This is a genomic window from Pseudomonas sp. FFUP_PS_473, assembly GCF_002858665.1.
Lineage (GTDB): Bacteria > Pseudomonadota > Gammaproteobacteria > Pseudomonadales > Pseudomonadaceae > Aquipseudomonas > Aquipseudomonas defluvii.
The window spans coordinates 42,020-59,352 of sequence record NZ_PJQQ01000025.1 but is presented as its reverse complement, the minus strand read 5'-3'; the positions used below and the strand labels follow the sequence as shown (position 1 = coordinate 59,352).

The window sequence follows — 17,333 nt, the reverse complement described above, 5'->3', positions numbered from 1 at the left end:
ATGAACAAGGCCGAACTGCTGCAACAGATCATCGAAAAACTGGGTATTGACCTGGAGGTTGCCCAGCGCGCGGCCCAGACCGCTTATGAAACCGCGACCCACGAAGAGAACATCGCCGAGAACAAATACGACACCCTGGGCCTGGAAGCCTCATACCTGGCCACAGGCCAGGCACGCCGCACAGAAGAAATCCGCCAGGGACGAATTGCCTACCAACAGCTCCTGCTGCGCCCCTACGACCCGGAACGAGGCATTCAGGTCAGCAACCTGGTGACCCTGGAAGCGGAAAACGGCAATCAACGGCATCTGTTCATCGGCCCCGAGGCCGCCGGCCTCACGATCACCCAGGCGCAAACCCTGATTACCGTCATCACTCCCCGCTCGCCACTGGGCCAGAGCCTGATGGGCAAGCAGGAAGGCGACGCCGTCAGCCTGGTTCTGGCCGGGGTACGCCAGGACTATGAGGTGATTGCCGTTCAGTAGTTGTTGGCCCTGGCATCAAGACAGCGTTCCAGCACCTGCAGGAACGCCTTGGCGGCCGGCGACGGCGAATTCGACCAAATGGCGTAGACATGGCGCACAGGGGCATCACTGACCGGCAAGGCCACCACCCCCTTGAAACCTCGGGCAATGGGTGCGGCCACCAACCCCAGGGCCAACCCGCGCTGAACAAACTTTTCCACCAACATCACGCTACCGACCTCGAACTGCACCCGATGGCGCACCCCAGCGGCGGTGAAGGCTTCGTCGGTCTGGCGCCGGGCGCCCGTACCCGCTGGAAAGTCCACCAGCGGCTGGTCTTCCAGGTCGGCCAGACACACGCGTGACTGGCAGGCCAACGGATGCCCCGCAGGCAACAACGCCACCAGTTCTTCCCTGGCCAACAGCCGCGACGCCACCCCCTCGATCGGTTCACCAGGCCAGACACCGATAAAGGCAACATCCAGGCGCCGCTCCCGCACATCCGCCATCAACACCTCGCTCTTGTTGATCAGCCAGCGAATATCAACCTGCGGGTACTCATGATGGAAACCTGCCAACAGGTCGACCAGATCCAGCTCTGTCAGAGAGCTGATCTCGCCTATGGACAAGCGCCCACGCACTTCTCCACAGGCGGCGGCGACATCATCACCAATCCGCCGGGCGGCCTCCAGCGCAGCCTGGCCGCTGACCACAAAGGCTTCGCCGGCGGGCGTCAGGCTCACCCGTCGCGAGCTTCGCTCAAACAGTCGCGCCCCCAAGGTCTCTTCAAGCCGGGCAATCTGGTGGCTCAATGCCGACTGCACGACATGGCAACGCTGCGCAGCCAGGGTGAAACTGCCGGTATCGGCAACAGCCAACGCGTACTCGATCTGCTTGAGGTTCATACATTCATCTGTTTTATAGATTGATCGAATGAAAACGATACATTGGCGTCATATTAAGGCGCTGTCGATACTAGGCACCAGCACGCACCAACCACCGATACAGGGAACGTCCGATGACCGCCGCCACGCCACCACTGAGCCGCGCACTGATTCTGCTGATGGCCATCGCCACGGGCCTCGCCGTCGCCAGCAACTACTATGCACAACCACTGCTGCACAGCATTGCCCAGCAGTTCAACCTCAGCACCGCAAGCGCGGGCAGCATCGTCGTTACGGCCCAACTGAGCTACGGCGTCGGGCTGCTGCTGTTGGTGCCACTCGGTGACCTGTTCGAACAGCGACGCCTGATTGTCACCATGATGAGCATCAGCACCCTCGGCCTGCTGATCAGCGCCTTATCTGCGAGCCTGCCCTGGTTGCTGCTGGGCACCGCGTTGACCGGCCTGTTCTCGGTGGTGGCTCAGGTACTGGTACCCATGGCCGCCGGCCTGAGTGATCCGGGGCAACGCGGCCGGGTGGTGGGCACACTGATGAGCGGCTTGTTGCTGGGCATCCTGCTGGCGCGCACCGCAGCCGGTTTCATGGCAACCCTGGGGGACTGGCGCAGTATTTACCTGCTGGCAGCCGGGCTGATGACCCTGTGCACCCTTGCCCTGCTGCGCGCCCTGCCATCGCGCCATCAACCTGCAGGCATGCGCTATCCCGCCTTGATCGGCTCGGTGTTCCGCCTGTTCGCCGAAGAACCGGTGTTGCGCCTGCGCTCACTGCTCGGCCTGCTGGCCTTCAGCCTGTTCGCGCTGTTCTGGACACCGCTGGCCTTCCTGCTGTCTGCCGAGCCTTATCACTACACCGACGCGATCATCGGCCTGTTCGGCCTGGCCGGTGCCGCCGGCGCCCTGGCTGCCAACTGGGCCGGACGCCTTGCCGACCGAGGCAAGGGCTCAATGGGCACCCTGGTCGGCCTGCTGGCATTGCTGCTGGCCTGGTTGCCGCTGGCCTTCGCCCAATCGTCACTGGCTGCATTGCTGGTTGGCGTGCTGGTTCTGGATCTGGCGGTACAACTGGTACACGTGAGCAACCAGAATGCGGTGATCGCCCTGCGCCCGGAGGCACGTAATCGGCTGAACGCAGGCTACATCACCTGCTACTTCATCGGCGGCGCACTGGGTTCATTGCTCGGTACACAACTGTTCCAGGCTTATGGCTGGGACGGGATCGCGCTGGCCGGAACGATCATCGGTGGCCTGGCGCTACTGGTATGGCTACTGGCACAGTACAAACGCGCTCGCCTGACCAGTCCCGCCTGAAAATCAGACCACGACCCTCCGTCGCCTGGTGATTGACTTGTCATAGCGCAAAGGGCTGAGTAGGGCGTTGGTCAACAGCCCCTTTACTCACTGGGAAGCGCTATGACAAGACTCACGGTTCAAGCCGGCGATTTCTTGCAAGGTGAGGGCGAGTACCGCAATGGATCGCTCACACTCAAGACCTGCAAAAACCCCATGCCCGGAGAAAAAATCACCCTGTCACGCATCAGGGACATGAAAATCGCCAATCAGGAGTTTAATCGCAGCCTGAGCAGCGCCCTTGGCTGGGGCGTGGCCGGCGCACTGATGGCAGGCCCTCTTGGCTTGATCGCCGGCCTCTGGCTGGGCGGCAAGGAAGAAGAGGTGACCTTCGTGGCCACACTCAAGGACGGGCGCAAACTGATGGCTGTCACCGACGGCAAGACCTGGTCAAAGCTTGACGGCCAGTGGCGTAAACACAAGCCATCGTCGCCGCCGTCAGAGCACTAGAGCCCTCCCCCCTTCTTACAACTCACTGAATTTTCGGTGAACTCAGGGGCGCCTTGTCCATGGCGCCCCTGCTAAGATAGCGGCCGTTTCTCGCCCCCGCAGCTGTCCGGCGCAATGCCGGTAGTTATCGCGTTCTAGCGCACTTAATGTTTCGCCGCACCGGGCCTCCAGCACTTGGGTAGCAGCCGAGCTATAACGGCGCACCCGCTGCAGGCCCTCAAGGAGCTTTTCGCATGACCCTGCACCGCCTGCCCCTCGGCCTGCTGAGCTTCAGCCTGGCCTTGAGCTCATCGCACACCATGGCCGAAAACGGCATCACACTGGCACCGTTGACAGTCTCTGAGCAACTGGACGAGGGCTACCAGGCCCACGAAGCGACCGTCGGTGGCTTCCAGCCCGCCCCACTGCTCGATACGCCCGCCTCGGTCTCGGTGTTTACCGAGTCGCTGATTGCCGACCGCCAGGTGCGTCTGCTCAGCGAAGTGCTGCAAAGCGATGCCTCTGTCGGCGAAAACTATGCGCCAGTGGGCTACTACGAGAACTTCATGGTGCGCGGCTTCAGCCTGGATGCGGCCAGCAGCTACAAGATCAACGGCCAGACCATCGCCGGGGAACAGAACGTAGCACTGGAAAACAAACAGCAGGTGGAACTGCTCAAGGGGCTCTCAGGCTTGCAGAGCGGCGTATCCGCGCCGGGCGGAGTGATCAACTACGTCACCAAACGCCCTGAGGACGTTCGCTCACTGACCCTGTCAGGCGATGATCAGGGTGAGCGCTACATGGCCGCCGACCTGGGCGGCTGGTTCGGCAGCGAACGGCAATTCGGCCTGCGGGCCAACCTGGCACATGAAGACATTCGCTCGTATGTCGAACACGCCGATGGGCAACGGGACTTCGCGTCGCTGGCGTTCGACTGGCAGCTCAACCCCGACGCCCTGTTGCAGTTGGACGTCGAGTATCAGCAGCGCGAGCAGCGTTCGGCGCCTGGCTATCAACTGCTGGGCGGCAACAGCCTGCCGCACAGTGTCGACCCCGAGGATCACCTGGCCTACCAACGTTGGGCCAAGCCCGTGACGATTGACTCGCTGAACCTGGGTGGGCGCTTCGAGTACCGCTTCAGCGATATCTGGACCGGCAGCCTCAGCGCCTCGCGCAGCAAGGTGGTGATCGACGACTACAGCTCGTTTGCCTTTGGGTGCTGGGATGCCACCTGCAACAACCCTCCGCCAGGCAACTTCTTCAGCCCCAGCGGCGACTACGACATCTACGACTACCGCAGCCCCGATGATACCCGACGCATCGACGAAGCCCAGATTACGCTCAATGGCCGTTTTACCGCTGCCAGCCTGGAGCATGACCTGACGGTCGGCAGCAGTGCGCAGCGGCGAACACTGGATCAACGACCTACTGTTTCCAATCCGGTAGGCACTGGCAATATTGCTCAGGATCCTGCAACGATGCCCACAACCGAGGCGGATGTTGGCCAGAGCACCCGCCGCCTCGACAGCCGCCAGTACGGCCTGTTCATCAGTGACCGCATCAGCTTCAACGAACAGTGGCAGACCGTGCTAGGCGCGCGCGAGGTGCGCCTGGATGAGCACGCCTTCGATGAAGACGGCAATTCAACACGCACCACACAGCGCTACGAACTGCTGCCCAATGCCGCGCTGATCTACAAACCGCGCCAGGACATTTCGATCTACACCAGCTACAGCAAAGGGTTGTCGTCGGGCGGCACCGCACCACTTTTTTCCAGCAACGCATCAGAAACCCTGGCCCCTACCCTGTCACGCCAACTGGAAGTCGGCATCAAACGCGACTGGCAACGCCTGAGCCTCAGCGCAGCGCTGTTTCAGTTGCGCCAGGCGTACCAGTACATGCGCCCGGACGGCGCCGGGGCGTTCACCTATGTGCAACAGGGCCAACAGAAGAACACAGGCCTGGAACTGGGCGCGAGCGGCTGGGTGACGTCAAACCTGCAGATCAATGCCAGTGCTGCGGCGATTCGCGCCCGGGTCGAGGGTAGCGACACCGCCGATTACGAAGGCCACCAGGCCCTCAACGTACCGAACTTCCGCGCCGCCCTGCAGGCCGACTACAGCCTGCCCGGCCTACCCGGCCTGGCGCTGCTCGGCGGTGCACGCTACAGCGCCAGCAAATACGCCAACCATGCCGGCAGCGTGGCCGTCGGCAGTTATGCCGTGTTTGATCTTGGCAGCCGCTACCGCACCCGCATCGGCGGATACGACACGGTACTGCGCCTGACGGTGGACAACCTGTTCGACCGCCGTTACTGGCGTGACGCCAGCGAATACCTGGGGGATGGCTACTTGTTCCCCGGTGCGCCACGCACAGCCAGGGTATCGGCGTCGGTCAGCTTCTAAGGTCGACACGGCAGCGGTCGACAGCCGCCATCGCGCCCGTGAAGGGCGATGGCGGCCGCTGGCATTAAAACGACTCGCTGCCTTCGCGAATCTCGACACTCAGGACCTCGGAAACGGTCGCCATCACAGGCGCCGCGTCCGGGCGACTGATCCAGCCGCCATACGCATCACCCTCGGTGTCCCAGTTCCACAGCACCAGGCCTTGTGCGGCCAGTTCGGCGTGAGCGCGGAGCATCAATTCAGGCACCTCGACTTCGTCGAGAAACTCTTCGGCCAGCGGGTCTTCAACGCCGAAGCTCAGCGTCACACCGCGGCTTTCGGCAAGTTCGCCCAAGCATTCGACGAAGGACTCCGTGTCACTCCAGTCGACGTAAAAACCGGTTTCCCAGTCGATGATGTCCTTGATGATCCACAACAGCCGGGATGGGTCGCCCTCAGCCTCTTCGGCGTCATCGCCATCCAGCTCGGTTTCGCGCAACATCTGCAGATGGCGATCGCGCAGCTCGTCCGAAGCGCTGATGGCAATGATCAATTGCTCAGCCGCTTTTACCTGTGATGCGTTGAAATATTCACTGATCATATGAAACGCCTTACTCCCTGATTCCATGGCATAAACAAAAAAGCCCCGAACTACTGGAGTTCGGGGCTTTCATTTGTCTGGCGGTGAAGAAGGGATTCGAACCCTTGATACAGTTTCCTGTATACACACTTTCCAGGCGTGCTCCTTCAACCGCTCGGACACTTCACCGGATCTCGTCAAGCTGTTCAGCCTGTCGAGGGGCGCTAATGTAGTCGAAAGTTTTTCTTTTGGCAAAGGTTTTTTTCAGAATTTTCATGCGCTTAAGGGCCACGGCCACGCTTGCCTGCCAAATAGGGCAAAGCCGCCAATCTATAAAGCGCTTTACCCGCCTTTCACCGTCGCCCCCCAGCGTACGGGGCCGCAGGCGCCAGGGCTGACCGGCCAGTCAGCCTTGGCGCTTTACCTGGCTGCAGAGGCTGAGTAACGTCTGCCTCACTCTTAACAAAGGATCCCTCTCATGAGTGAGCTGATTACCTACCACCTGGACGAGGGTATCGCGACCCTGACCCTGAACAACGGCAAGGTCAACGCGATCTCTCCCGATGTGATCGCCGCGTTCAACAGCGCGCTGGATCGTGCGCAGCAAGACCGTGCAGTGGTAATTATCACCGGCCAACCGGGCATCCTCTCCGGCGGTTATGACCTGAAGGTGATGACCTCCGGGCCACAGGCGGCCGTGAGCCTGGTCACGGCAGGCTCTACCTTGTCCCGGCGTCTGCTCGCTCACCCGTTCCCGGTGATTGTCGCCTGCCCCGGGCACGCCGTGGCCAAGGGTGCCTTCCTGCTGCTCTCGGCCGATTACCGTATCGGTGTCGAAGGCCCTTTCAGTATCGGCCTGAACGAAGTACAGATCGGCATGACCATGCACCACGCCGGCATCGAACTGGCCCGCGACCGTCTGCGCCGCTCGGCGTTTCACCGCTCGGTGATCAATGGCGAGATGTTCGACCCGATCAGCGCCGTCGACGCCGGCTTCCTGGATAAAGTCGTGGCTGCCGAGCAGTTGCAGGAGGCCGCCCTGGCCGCTGCCCGGCAACTGAAGAAAATCAACATGAGCGCGCACAAGAACACCAAGCTCAAGGTGCGCAAGGCCCTGCTCGACACCCTGGACGATGCAATCATTCTCGATCAGGAACACCTGGGCTAACGTCTCCGACGCATCGCAGGCGAGCCTGTTCACCACAGGCCCCACACAAGGCATTGGCTTTCACACCGGGCCGACCTTGCCTGCGATGCCTTGGCCCTCGGCCAGCACCATCAGTGTTTGCCCCCACGAGTGCACAGCCGTACACTGCGCCGCGTTTGCCCAGTGTGAGTCACTCGATGCTTTATCTGATCCGTATGCTTCTGTTGGGCATACACTTTCTGCTGGCGGGTACGCTTGGCTTGTTGATTGGCCTGTGCCGCCCCTTCAACCCAGACAACAGCCGGATTTTCGCTCGCCTGTATGCCTGGCCCATTGGCGGGTTGCTGCGCCTGCGGGTCAAGGCCGAAGTCGGCCCCTTGTTCGACCAGCCGCCCGGCTGCGTGATCATCGCCAACCACCAGTCCAACTTCGACCTGTTCGTCCTCGGCGGTGTCGTCCCGCCACGCACGGTGTGCATCGGCAAGAAAAGCCTGGGCTGGATACCTTTTTTCGGTCAGATCTTCTGGCTTGGCGGCAACATTCTGGTCGACCGCAGCAACGCCTACCATGCACGGCAGGCGCTCCATGCCACCACCCGGATAGTGCAGCACAACAACACCTCGATCTGGATTTTCCCGGAAGGTACACGCAACCCCGGCAACCAGTTGCTGGACTTCAAGAGCGGTGCGTTCCGCTTGGCGATTGAAGCAGGGGTTCCCATCGTGCCGGTGTGCGTCAGCCGTTATGCACAGCGCATGCGCCTGAATCGCTGGAACAGCGGCGACGTCATCATCCGCTCGCTGGCGCCCATCTCGACCAGCGGCCTCGGCAAAGAGGACATCCCGGCGTTGATCCAACAGTGCCGAGAACAGATGCAGCGCTGCATCGACACGATGGAAAACGAACTGCCGTCGGCCTGAGCAGTTGCCGGATCGATGCAGTCATACCAAGCTGACAGGATCACCTGAAGAAGCGAGCAGTCATGGGACGAGTCGTTGCAGCCGCGGTGTACAGCGCCGGCAGAAAAGTTACGTCAATCGAACTGGACGAAGGCAGCCACTGGGCCAGCAAGCCAGGGCACTTTGTCTGGATCGGCCTGGAAGAGCCTGATGCGCAGGCGCTGGCCAATCTGCAGCGCCAGTTCAACCTGCACGAACTGGCCATTGAAGATGCCCTGGAAAAACACAGCCGGCCGAAGCTGGAAACATTCGGCGACGCGCTGTTCATCGTGACGTATTCACCCGTGCGCCACGAGGGCAAGCTGGAGTTCATCGAGACGCACATCTTCGCCGGCAAGGGGTACATCATCACCTGCCGCAATGGCCACTCGAAGTCCTACGCGCTGGTACGCCAACGCTGCGAAGCGCGCCCGCTGCTGCTGGAGCATGGCGAGGACTTCGTCCTCTACGCCCTGCTCGACTTTGTCACCGAAAACTATCAGCCAGTCAGCGAAGCGATTCACGGCGAAATCGAAGAGCTGGAACAGAGCGTACTGAGTGGTGCACTCAACGAAGACGACATCAAGCGCCTGCACGGCCTGCGCCGGGACATTCTGCGCTTGCGTCGCTATGTGGCGCCGATGGTCGAGATCAGCGAGGAACTGCAACGCCTGACGTTCCCGTTCATCGACAAGAACATGCGCCCGTACTTTCGAGATGTGCAGATTCACGTGACCCGACAGATGGAAGACCTGGCCGGTATTCGTGACATCGCCAGCCAGACCATCGAGATCGGCATGCTGCTGGAGTCATCGCGGCAAAGCATCGTCCAGCGCAAGTTCGCCGCCTGGGCGGCGATACTGGCCTTCCCCACCGCCGTGGCCGGTATCTACGGCATGAACTTCCAGAACATGCCTGAGCTTGGCTGGCAGTACGGCTACTTTGCCGTACTGGGGGTGATCACCGTAGGCTGCTCCGCACTCTTTGCCAGTTTCAAGCGCTCCGGCTGGCTCTGAGGTGCACCCTCAGGCCGTCGTGCCTTCGGGCTTATGGGCCACGAAGCGCATCATCCATTCGGCCACGGTTTCACCCTGGTGCTCGCTGGACAGGCTGGCCAGCCCTTGCCGATAGACCTCATCGCCCAGGTGCTGCTGACGCAAATCAAGCAGCGCCCGTGAGTAATCGTGAACGAACTCGGGGTGCCCCTGGAAACACAGCACCTGATCGTCGATGTGATAGGCCGCATACTGGCAGAACTCGCTGGACGCGATCAGCGTGGCGTTTTCCGGCAAGCGGGTGACCTGGTCCTGATGGCTGATCAACAAGGTCAGGTCTTCGATCGGCGGGGTCATCCACGGCTGCTGTGCGTTCAGGCGATAACGGTGAATACCGACGCCCCAGCCCTGCGTCGCACGCTCGGTCTTGCCCCCCAACAGCAGCGCCAGCAACTGATGACCAAAGCACACGCCAAGCAACTTGTCGCCACGCTGATAGCGCTCAAGCAAAAAAGTCTTGAGGGTTTGAATCCAGGGATCGCTGCCAAACGAATCGGCCTTGCTACCGGTAACCAGGTAAGCATCGAACGATTGCTCATCACTGGGGTACTCGCCGTTCATTACGTTATACAGGCTGAACTCGGCGGCGATGGGTTGGCGGGCAAACAGTTGCTCGAACATCCGGCCGTAGCCCTGAAACTGCTCGACCAGTTCCGGCCGCAGGACGTCGGTTTCAAGGATGCAGATGCGTAGCGACATAGAGATAGTCCCGAACGACAAAGGCGAAATGCGTGCTAGAGCCTGCCGCGATTAAGGCCTGTAAGCAAGTAGAATGCACTGACGAACGGTCATGCAGACTGGATCCACCGACGAACTGCACGCACGTGTCTAGCAAGGGCGATCATCATGGCATGGCAAAACGCCTGATAGCCAAAGCAAAGATTCTAAACGCTGGAAATACCAAACCGTTCTAAAAGATGGGTGACGTTGACCCTAAGGTTAGTTGTATACCCACTTTCAGCAGGTTTGTGTCGGCGCCTGGCAGGCCCGAAATCACACGTAAAACCTTCGACAGGGAAGCCACTCGGCATTCAGGAATAACAACAAAAAGGCAGTCAGCCATGTTCAAGCACACGAAAGTACGTCAGGCAGGGCTCATCCTCTTTGCCACTACCCTACTCTTGATTCTGCCGAATCTATCGCGGCTGTTCGGCTGAGCGACGCGCACGCCTCAGGAACCTATCAGCCGTAGTGTATGCTGCCGGTCTCATTGGTTGGAGACTGTTCCATGCGACGCTGCCTTGCCCTGCTGTTTGCCGTGCTGAGCCTACCGTTACAGGCCGCTCAACTGGTTCTGGAACTGGGTGATGCGCCGATCAACTGGCAAACCGAAGACTTGCTCAAGCACCCGCAAGCGCAGTCGATCAGCATCGCGGACGATGTTTCCTACAAGAAAGCCATGCACTACCGCGCCATCCCCCTCAGCGCCCTGCTGACCGGGGTTTCGGCACAGGATCACCTGCAGGCAGTTGCGCTGGACGGCTTCGCCGCCGAGATGCCAGCGGCGCCACTGCTCGCCAAGGGGCCAGCACGGGCCTGGCTGGCCATTGAGGACCCCGCCAAACCCTGGCCGGGCCTCGGCAAAGGCAAACCAAGCGCAGGCCCCTTCTACCTGGTATGGACGAACCCGCAGGCAGGTCATATCAGCCCTGAACAGTGGCCTTTCCAGGTTGCCAGCATTCGCCGCCTGGACGCCGTCGCCGAACGCTTCCCGGCCATGCGCCCCGCACCTGGGCTTGCAGACAATAGCCCGGTCAACCTCGGCTTTACCGTGTTCCAGAAAAACTGCCTGGCCTGCCACACGCTCAACGGCGCCGGCGATGCACAGTTTGGCCCGGACCTGAACCTGCCCTACAACCCGACCGAGTACTTCCACCTCGACCACCTGCGCCGCTATATCCGCGACCCGCAAAGCCTGCGTCAGTGGCCACAGGCGAAAATGCCCGGCTTCAGCAGCAGCGTGCTTAGCGACGGCGAGCTTGACGCCCTGCTCGCCTACCTCCAGCACATGGCCGGGCACAAGCAGCCCTAGGGCTATTGCTGCTGCGCGCCGAGGGTCGGGGTGACCAGCACCTTGGCGTGCATCTGCTCAAAGCCACCACCCCGGCGCATGCCGCGCACCGGGCACGCGTCCAGGTAATCCAGGCCGACCGCCAACTTCAGGTGCCGTTCGGGGCGCTGCAGTTGGTTGGTGACATCAAAGCTGTACCAGCCATTGTCCAGCCAGGCCTCTGCCCAGGCATGGCTGGCCAGGTGCTGGCTGTCGCTGTCGAACAAGTAACCAGACACATATCGTGCCGGAATGCCAAGGCTGCGGGCGCACGCTAGGAACGCGTGGGCGTGGTCCTGACAGACGCCCGCGCCACCCGCGAACGCTTGCGCGGCACTGGTCTCCACCACCGTCGCCCCGGGGGTGTAGGCAATGCGCTCGTGCAATCCATGCATCAGGTCAATCAGCGCGGAACGATCACGGCGCTTGCGGCATTGGCGCTCGGCAAATGCGCGCAGCGCTTCGTCGGCCTCGGTCAACCGCGTGAAACGCAAGAACGGCAGTGCCGAACCCGCCTCATGTTCAACCTCGAACTGCTCGTCGATCTCCACCTGCCCCCGAGCCCGGATAATCAATTCGGAATGCGGTTCATCCAGGCTCAACACGTGCAGGATGTTGCCGAATGGGTCTACTTGCGCCCGTGCCGGTCGAGGCAGGTCGAGGTGCCAATTGAATACCTGCTGCCGCTCGGTGTCGTGTGGGGTCAGGCGCAGGTACTGGATGCTGGTGCGTACCGGGTCTTCATAGTGATAGGCGGTTTCATGACTAATGGTCAGTCTCATACGACCTCCAGGTAAGCGCTGTGAATGGCGTTGCCCAACTGGCGTACCAGCGGGATGTAGTCGCTCAACCAAGGGTGCAGGCCTGCATCGAGGATTTCGTCGATACCGGTGTAGCGCAGGCGCGCATCCACCTCGGCAGCCAGGCGCTGTGCCGGACGGCCGTTGGCGCCGGGCAGGCTGGCCAGGATCTGGTCGATCTCTTCAGTGCAAGCCCTTAACGAACGCGGCACATCCGCACGCAGCAACAGTAACTCGGCCACATGCCGCGCCGCAGGTGCATCGCGGTAGATCTCGGTGTAAGCCTCGAAAGACGACAGGGCCCTGAGCAAGGCGCTCCACTGGTAGTAACCCCGGGCCGAGCTGTCACTGACCGCATCGGCTTCATCACCAAGCACTTCATAGCGGGCGTCGAGCAGGCGCAACGTGTTGTCGGCACGCTCGATAAAGGTGCCCAGCCGGATAAAACGAAAGGCATCGTTGCGCATGATGGTGCCGTAGGTAGCACCGCGAAACAGGTGTGAGCGCTCCTTCACCCACTCACAAAAACGGCTCAGGCCATAACGCCCTACGCCCTGCTCGGCAATGCCACGGATTTCCAGCCAGGCCGCATTGATGTTCTCCCACATGTCGGCGGTAATTCGCCCACGAACCGCATGGGCACAGGCCCGTGCCGAGCCAAGACAACTGTAGATACTGGCCGGGTTGCCCGGGTCCAGGGCGAAATGCTGCAACAGTCGCTCGGCGTGCAGTTCGCCATGACGTTCGAGGTAGTCATCAAGGGTGCCCGTGATCAGCAACGGCATCGCCAACTCATCAAGGCCGCCTCCGCGGCCGTCCTGCGGCATCAGTGACAGTGAATAACTGACATCAAGCATCCGCGCGAGGTTCTCCGCCCGCTCCAGATAACGCGACATCCAATACAGATCCGAGGCCGTTCTACTCAACATGATTCAATCCTCAACGACCCAGGTGTCCTTGGTACCGCCCCCCTGGGACGAGTTGACCACCAACGAGCCCTCACGCAGCGCCACCCGGGTCAAACCACCGGGCACCACGCGGGTTTCCCGGCCGGACAAGACGAAGGGACGCAAATCGATATGCCGTGGGGCAATGCCGTTCTCGACAAAGGTCGGACAGGTCGACAACGACAACGTCGGCTGCGCGATGTAGGCCGCAGGACGCGCTTTGATCCGCGCCGCAAAGGCTTCGAGTTCGGCACGGCTGGCGGCAGGCCCGACCAACATTCCGTAGCCGCCCGAGCCCTGGGTTTCCTTGACCACCAGCTCCGGTAAATGCGCCAGCACATGGGATAACTCAGCCGGTTTGCGGCATTGCCAGGTCGGCACGTTCTTCAGAATCGGCTCCTCGTCCAGATAGAAACGGATCATGTCGGTGACATAGGGGTAGATCGACTTGTCGTCGGCGACCCCGGTACCAATTGCGTTGGCCAGTACCACGTTGCCGCAGCGGTAGGCAGACAACAGGCCGGGTACGCCCAGCATTGAGTCAGGGTTGAAGGCCAGTGGATCGAGGAAGGCATCGTCCAGGCGCCGGTAAATCACATCGACCGCCTTGGGGCCGTCCGTGGTGCGCATGTACACATGCTCGTCCCGTACAAACAGGTCCGCGCCTTCGACCAGTTCCACGCCCATTTCACGGGCGAGAAAAGCATGCTCAAAGAAGGCACTGTTAAAACGACCGGGGGTCAACACCACAACACTGGGGTTATCCAGCGGGCTGGAACTTTTCAGGGTGTCGAGTAACAGGTTCGGGTAGTGATCGATCGGGGCGATGCGTTGAGCGGCGAACAGCTCCGGGAACAGGCGCATCATCATTTTGCGGTCTTCGAGCATGTAGCTCACACCGCTGGGGGTACGCAGATTGTCCTCGAGTACGTAGTAGCTGCCGTCGCTGTCGCGCACCAGATCGACCCCGGAGATATGCGCGTAGAGATCACGGTGCAGATTCAACCCCTGCATTGCCAACTGATACTGCTCGTTGGCGAGCACCTGCTCGGCCGGAATGATGCCGGCCCGCAGAATGCGCTGATCATGGTAGAGGTCGGCGAGAAACAGGTTGAGGGCCTTGACCCTCTGGATGCAGCCCCGCTCGATCACGCGCCATTCAGCGGCGGGAATACTACGGGGAATGGTGTCGAACGGGATCAGGCGTTCAGTGCCTTGCTCATCGCCATAGAGGGTGAACGTAATACCGGCACGATGAAACAGCAGGTCGGCTTCCCGACGACGCTGAGCCAACAGTTCCGGCGGGGTCTCGGCCAGCCAACTGGCGAATCCGCTGTAGTGCGCTCGGACTTCACCGTTGCCGGCATACATTTCGTCATAAAAGCTGCGGATCATGCCGAACTCCTTGTCATCCGGACCAAGACGTCATCGCAAGCCCCGTGCCATCGGCATAAATGCTTTTATTTCAAGTGGTTATAGAAGCGAGGAGAAAACACCGCACCAGAGCAGTGCGAGATACACCGTCAACCGGGCGACGGCGCCTCATTGCGAGGCAGTGCCCGGCTGACGGTTGATTGGCTCAGGCCAGCAAACGCTCTTGCTTGACCCCCCAGCCTTGAACCTCACCACCCAGCGGTGCGATCACCGCCTCAAAGCCCTGTTCGAACTCATCGATGCCGCCATGGGTGGCATACATCACCTTGCTCAACTCCAGATGCCAGCCGCCATCTGCACATTCACAGACCTGTGCATTGAGCGACTCGCCGCGGAATTTCCCGGCTGCTCTGCGGGCACGCTCCTCATCGGGGAAAACGGCATAGAACTCGATGGGGTGGATACGGGCAAAGTCGAACCCGCCTTCCTTCATGCTGCGCAAGACATTAATGCTGATGTCATCATATTGGCTGCTCATGAATCGTCCTCCGCAAATACCGATGGATTAACCTTCAGTGCGTGACGCTATCGCCCACAGTAGAGGCGCGGGCCTTCGAGCTAGTGATCAAGACAGGGCCGGGAAGCGTGAATCAGGTAGACCCTGAGTGCATCCTAGCGCTTGCGCAGCGCTCGTGCCAACCGATGTAAGTCGTATCGACACATCAAAAAACAAAAGCCCCGATAAATCGGGGCTTTGGTCAAACAGGCATCACGTAGTACCGGTGATCAGTCCGGCACGCCGTGAACCACACCGGCGGTGTTGTCCAGCAGGCTCTTGGTCGCCGTCTGGATGAACGACTCCAGCTTGCGCGTCAGTTCAGCCTGGTCCGGGCTTTCGATTCGCTCGGCCTTGAACTCGCGACCCAGTTGGTAGCGGTACATGCGTGGCGACATGTCCTTGGACTCGATCAGAATCCGATCACCCGTTACCAGGCCAACGGTCTGCTCGCTACCCGACGGTTTGATCATGCCAAAACCCTGGTCGCCTTCCGGCAGGTTAAGCAGGTCACGCCCCCAGCACTGATGACGGGTTTCGCCACCGAGGCGACCCATGATGGTCGGCACGATATCGATCTGGGTACCCACGGTGTGGCTGACCGCACCGAACTTCTCCTGGATACCCGGCGCAATGAGCAGCAGCGGTACGTTGAAGCGGCTCAGGTCGAGTTCGGTGACCTGCTGGTTGTTGCCGAAACCATGGTCGCCAACAATAACGAACAGGGTTTCCTTGAAGTAAGGCTCTTTGCGCGCCTTCTCGAAGAACTGACCCAATGCCCAGTCGGAATAACGCATGGCGGTCAGGTGCTCGTCGAGACGACCCTGGCCCGTCACAGGTTCTACCGGCAGGTTTTTCGGCAACGCGTACGGCGTGTGGTTGGACAGGCTTTGCAGCAAGGCATAGAACGGTTTCTTGCCATAGTTTTTCGCCAGTTCTTCAGCACCACGGTCGAACATGTCCTGGTCAGACACGCCCCAGGTCGGGTCGGAGAACACTGGATTGACGAAATCGTTACGGCCAATGAAAGTGGTCATGCCCTGGTTGCTGAAGAACCCGGATTGGTTGTCCCAGGCAAAGTCGCCGTTATAGACATAGACGTCATCGTATTTGCGTGCACTGAGCAGCGCTGGCAAACCCGACAGTTTGTGGCTGCCTTCAGGCGTCTGCATCAGGTATTCGAAACCTGGCAGGTTGGGGAAGCAGCCCATGGTGGCGAACATACCCTGGTGGGTATGGGTGCCGTTGGAGAAGAAACGGTCGAACAGCAACCCTTCCTTGGCCAGTTTGTCGAAGTACGGCGTAATGTTGGTGGTGGCACCCAGCGCACCCACCGAATGCCCGGCGAAGCTTTCCAGCAGGATCACCACGACGTTCTTGATCGGCAGGGTTTTCTCGACTGGCGGGGTGAACTCACGGCGCACAGCCGCTTCATCGGCATCGACCAGCTTGTCGTGAGGCGTCAGCAGCATGCTGCGCACGGTCTCCTGCGCTTCATCCTGCGGCAGGGTGGCCTTCCAGATGTTGTCACGCTCTTCGGACATCCGGCTCTTGGCAGCGGTGATCAGGGTCAGCGTACCGTTCAGGCCCAACTGGTTGGCAAAGTTCGAATCGGTGGTGTAAGCGTCGCCCCAACGCATCGGCGGGCCTTGACGCAAGGTACCGCGTGCGGCAACCACGGCCACCAACAGCACCATGAAGAACACGCCGCCGCGCACATACCAAGGCGCTACGCTACGCGCACCGGCCACACTGCTGCCGTATACGCCACGAGGCCGCGTCATGCGGTCGACACCTTTGAACAGCAGGCTCAGCAACCAGGTCCCGAAGGCCCAGGCCAACAGGTAACGTACGACAGGGAAGCCGTACCACAGCATGCTCAGTACGGTCTTCGGATCTTCCTTGACGTACTGGAAGACCAACCCGTTAAGGCGCTGGTGGAATTCACGGTAGAAGTCCATCTCCATCAGGCCGAGGAACATGGCCACACTGGCGGTCACGGTCAACCAGAAACGGAACAGGCCGCGTGCGGCCATCGCCCGAACACTCAACAGTGCCAGCATCAGCGGAATGCAGAGGTACACCACCAGGCGCAGGTCGAAACGCAGGCCGTTGGCGAACGCCTCGGCCAACGTCGAGACCGGGGTGTTGCCGATCTGATCGCTGTTGTAAACCAGCAGCGCCAGCCTCACCAGGCTGAGCATCAGCATGATCACCAGGCCGCTCAGCAGCGTATAGGCCAGGTGCGATTTGACGGTCGGTTGCAGCGCGCGCGAAGCAGCACGCTGATGACTCAAGGCGTCCGTGTTAGCCATGAATAGGAAGATCCCAAAGATTCAGATTTGAAAGAAACGAAGAGC

At 60.7% G+C, this 17,333-nt stretch carries 16 protein-coding genes and 1 tRNA gene; 8 read left to right on the top strand and 9 right to left on the bottom strand.

The window, feature by feature from the left end:
• Window positions 1-483 (top strand): GreA/GreB family elongation factor, encoded by a 483-nt coding sequence (locus CYD26_RS17410; protein ID WP_065760480.1) that lies wholly within the window; start codon window positions 1-3, stop codon window positions 481-483.
• On the opposite strand, the gene CYD26_RS17405 is transcribed toward CYD26_RS17410, so the two are convergent.
• Window positions 477-1,367 carry a LysR family transcriptional regulator gene (locus tag CYD26_RS17405; protein WP_099775474.1) on the bottom strand — a complete coding sequence of 297 codons (891 nt, stop codon included), beginning with the start codon at window positions 1,365-1,367 and terminating at the stop codon, window positions 477-479. The genes CYD26_RS17410 and CYD26_RS17405 overlap by 7 nt on opposite strands.
• 113 nt (window positions 1,368-1,480) lie before the next feature.
• Here CYD26_RS17405 and CYD26_RS17400 point away from each other — a divergent pair, with 113 nt between their 5' ends.
• From CYD26_RS17400 to CYD26_RS17390, 3 genes are all read left to right on the top strand, one after another.
• Entirely contained in the window at window positions 1,481-2,674 is a 1,194-nt protein-coding gene (locus tag CYD26_RS17400) for an MFS transporter (protein WP_102053193.1), read from the top strand.
• A gap of 102 nt (window positions 2,675-2,776) precedes the next feature.
• Window positions 2,777-3,163 (top strand): hypothetical protein, encoded by a 387-nt coding sequence (locus tag CYD26_RS17395; RefSeq protein ID WP_065761888.1) that lies wholly within the window; start codon window positions 2,777-2,779, stop codon window positions 3,161-3,163.
• Window positions 3,164-3,396: 233 nt separating this feature from the next.
• Entirely contained in the window at window positions 3,397-5,547 is a 2,151-nt protein-coding gene (locus CYD26_RS17390; RefSeq protein WP_102053192.1) for a TonB-dependent siderophore receptor, read from the top strand.
• A gap of 64 nt (window positions 5,548-5,611) precedes the next feature.
• Here CYD26_RS17390 and CYD26_RS17385 read toward each other — a convergent pair whose 3' ends face one another.
• Window positions 5,612-6,127, bottom strand: coding sequence for a hypothetical protein (locus tag CYD26_RS17385; RefSeq protein ID WP_099775476.1), 516 nt, complete (start codon window positions 6,125-6,127; stop codon window positions 5,612-5,614).
• A gap of 78 nt (window positions 6,128-6,205) precedes the next feature.
• A tRNA-Ser gene (locus CYD26_RS17380) sits at window positions 6,206-6,295 on the bottom strand.
• 289 nt (window positions 6,296-6,584) lie between these two features.
• On the opposite strand from CYD26_RS17380, the gene CYD26_RS17375 reads away from it, so the two are divergent.
• The 3 genes from CYD26_RS17375 to CYD26_RS17365 all read left to right on the top strand — a co-directional run bounded on the left by CYD26_RS17375 (window position 6,585) and on the right by CYD26_RS17365 (window position 9,207).
• A complete protein-coding gene (locus CYD26_RS17375; RefSeq protein WP_065759895.1) occupies window positions 6,585-7,274 on the top strand; it encodes a crotonase/enoyl-CoA hydratase family protein in 690 nt (229 codons plus the stop codon).
• Window positions 7,275-7,450: 176 nt separating this feature from the next.
• The gene (locus CYD26_RS17370; protein ID WP_099775477.1) at window positions 7,451-8,173 is read left to right on the top strand and encodes a 1-acyl-sn-glycerol-3-phosphate acyltransferase; all 723 of its coding nucleotides are present in this window, start codon (window positions 7,451-7,453) and stop codon (window positions 8,171-8,173) included.
• A gap of 62 nt (window positions 8,174-8,235) precedes the next feature.
• Window positions 8,236-9,207 carry a magnesium and cobalt transport protein CorA gene (locus CYD26_RS17365; RefSeq protein ID WP_065759893.1) on the top strand — a complete coding sequence of 324 codons (972 nt, stop codon included), beginning with the start codon at window positions 8,236-8,238 and terminating at the stop codon, window positions 9,205-9,207.
• Window positions 9,208-9,216: 9 nt separating this feature from the next.
• On the opposite strand, the gene CYD26_RS17360 is transcribed toward CYD26_RS17365, so the two are convergent.
• Window positions 9,217-9,945, bottom strand: a complete 729-nt coding sequence (locus CYD26_RS17360; RefSeq protein WP_099775478.1) for an amidotransferase — start codon at window positions 9,943-9,945, stop codon at window positions 9,217-9,219.
• A 529-nt stretch (window positions 9,946-10,474) separates the two neighbouring features.
• On the opposite strand from CYD26_RS17360, the gene CYD26_RS17355 reads away from it, so the two are divergent.
• The gene (locus CYD26_RS17355) at window positions 10,475-11,278 is read left to right on the top strand and encodes a cytochrome c (RefSeq protein WP_099775479.1); all 804 of its coding nucleotides are present in this window, start codon (window positions 10,475-10,477) and stop codon (window positions 11,276-11,278) included.
• A gap of 2 nt (window positions 11,279-11,280) precedes the next feature.
• On the opposite strand, the gene CYD26_RS17350 is transcribed toward CYD26_RS17355, so the two are convergent.
• The 5 genes from CYD26_RS17350 to CYD26_RS17330 form a co-directional block, all read right to left on the bottom strand.
• The gene (locus CYD26_RS17350) at window positions 11,281-12,078 is read right to left on the bottom strand and encodes a transglutaminase family protein (protein WP_099775480.1); all 798 of its coding nucleotides are present in this window, start codon (window positions 12,076-12,078) and stop codon (window positions 11,281-11,283) included.
• Window positions 12,075-13,025, bottom strand: a complete 951-nt coding sequence (locus tag CYD26_RS17345; RefSeq protein WP_099775481.1) for an alpha-E domain-containing protein — start codon at window positions 13,023-13,025, stop codon at window positions 12,075-12,077. The genes CYD26_RS17350 and CYD26_RS17345 overlap by 4 nt, the downstream gene beginning before the upstream one ends.
• 3 nt (window positions 13,026-13,028) lie before the next feature.
• Window positions 13,029-14,438 (bottom strand): circularly permuted type 2 ATP-grasp protein, encoded by a 1,410-nt coding sequence (locus tag CYD26_RS17340; protein ID WP_065759888.1) that lies wholly within the window; start codon window positions 14,436-14,438, stop codon window positions 13,029-13,031.
• 184 nt (window positions 14,439-14,622) lie between these two features.
• On the bottom strand, window positions 14,623-14,955 hold the full coding sequence (locus CYD26_RS17335; RefSeq protein WP_065759887.1) for a ribonuclease E inhibitor RraB: 333 nt from the start codon (window positions 14,953-14,955) through the stop codon (window positions 14,623-14,625).
• A gap of 248 nt (window positions 14,956-15,203) precedes the next feature.
• Window positions 15,204-17,288, bottom strand: coding sequence for an LTA synthase family protein (locus tag CYD26_RS17330; RefSeq protein WP_099775483.1), 2,085 nt, complete (start codon window positions 17,286-17,288; stop codon window positions 15,204-15,206).
• Window positions 17,289-17,333 lie beyond the last annotated feature (45 nt).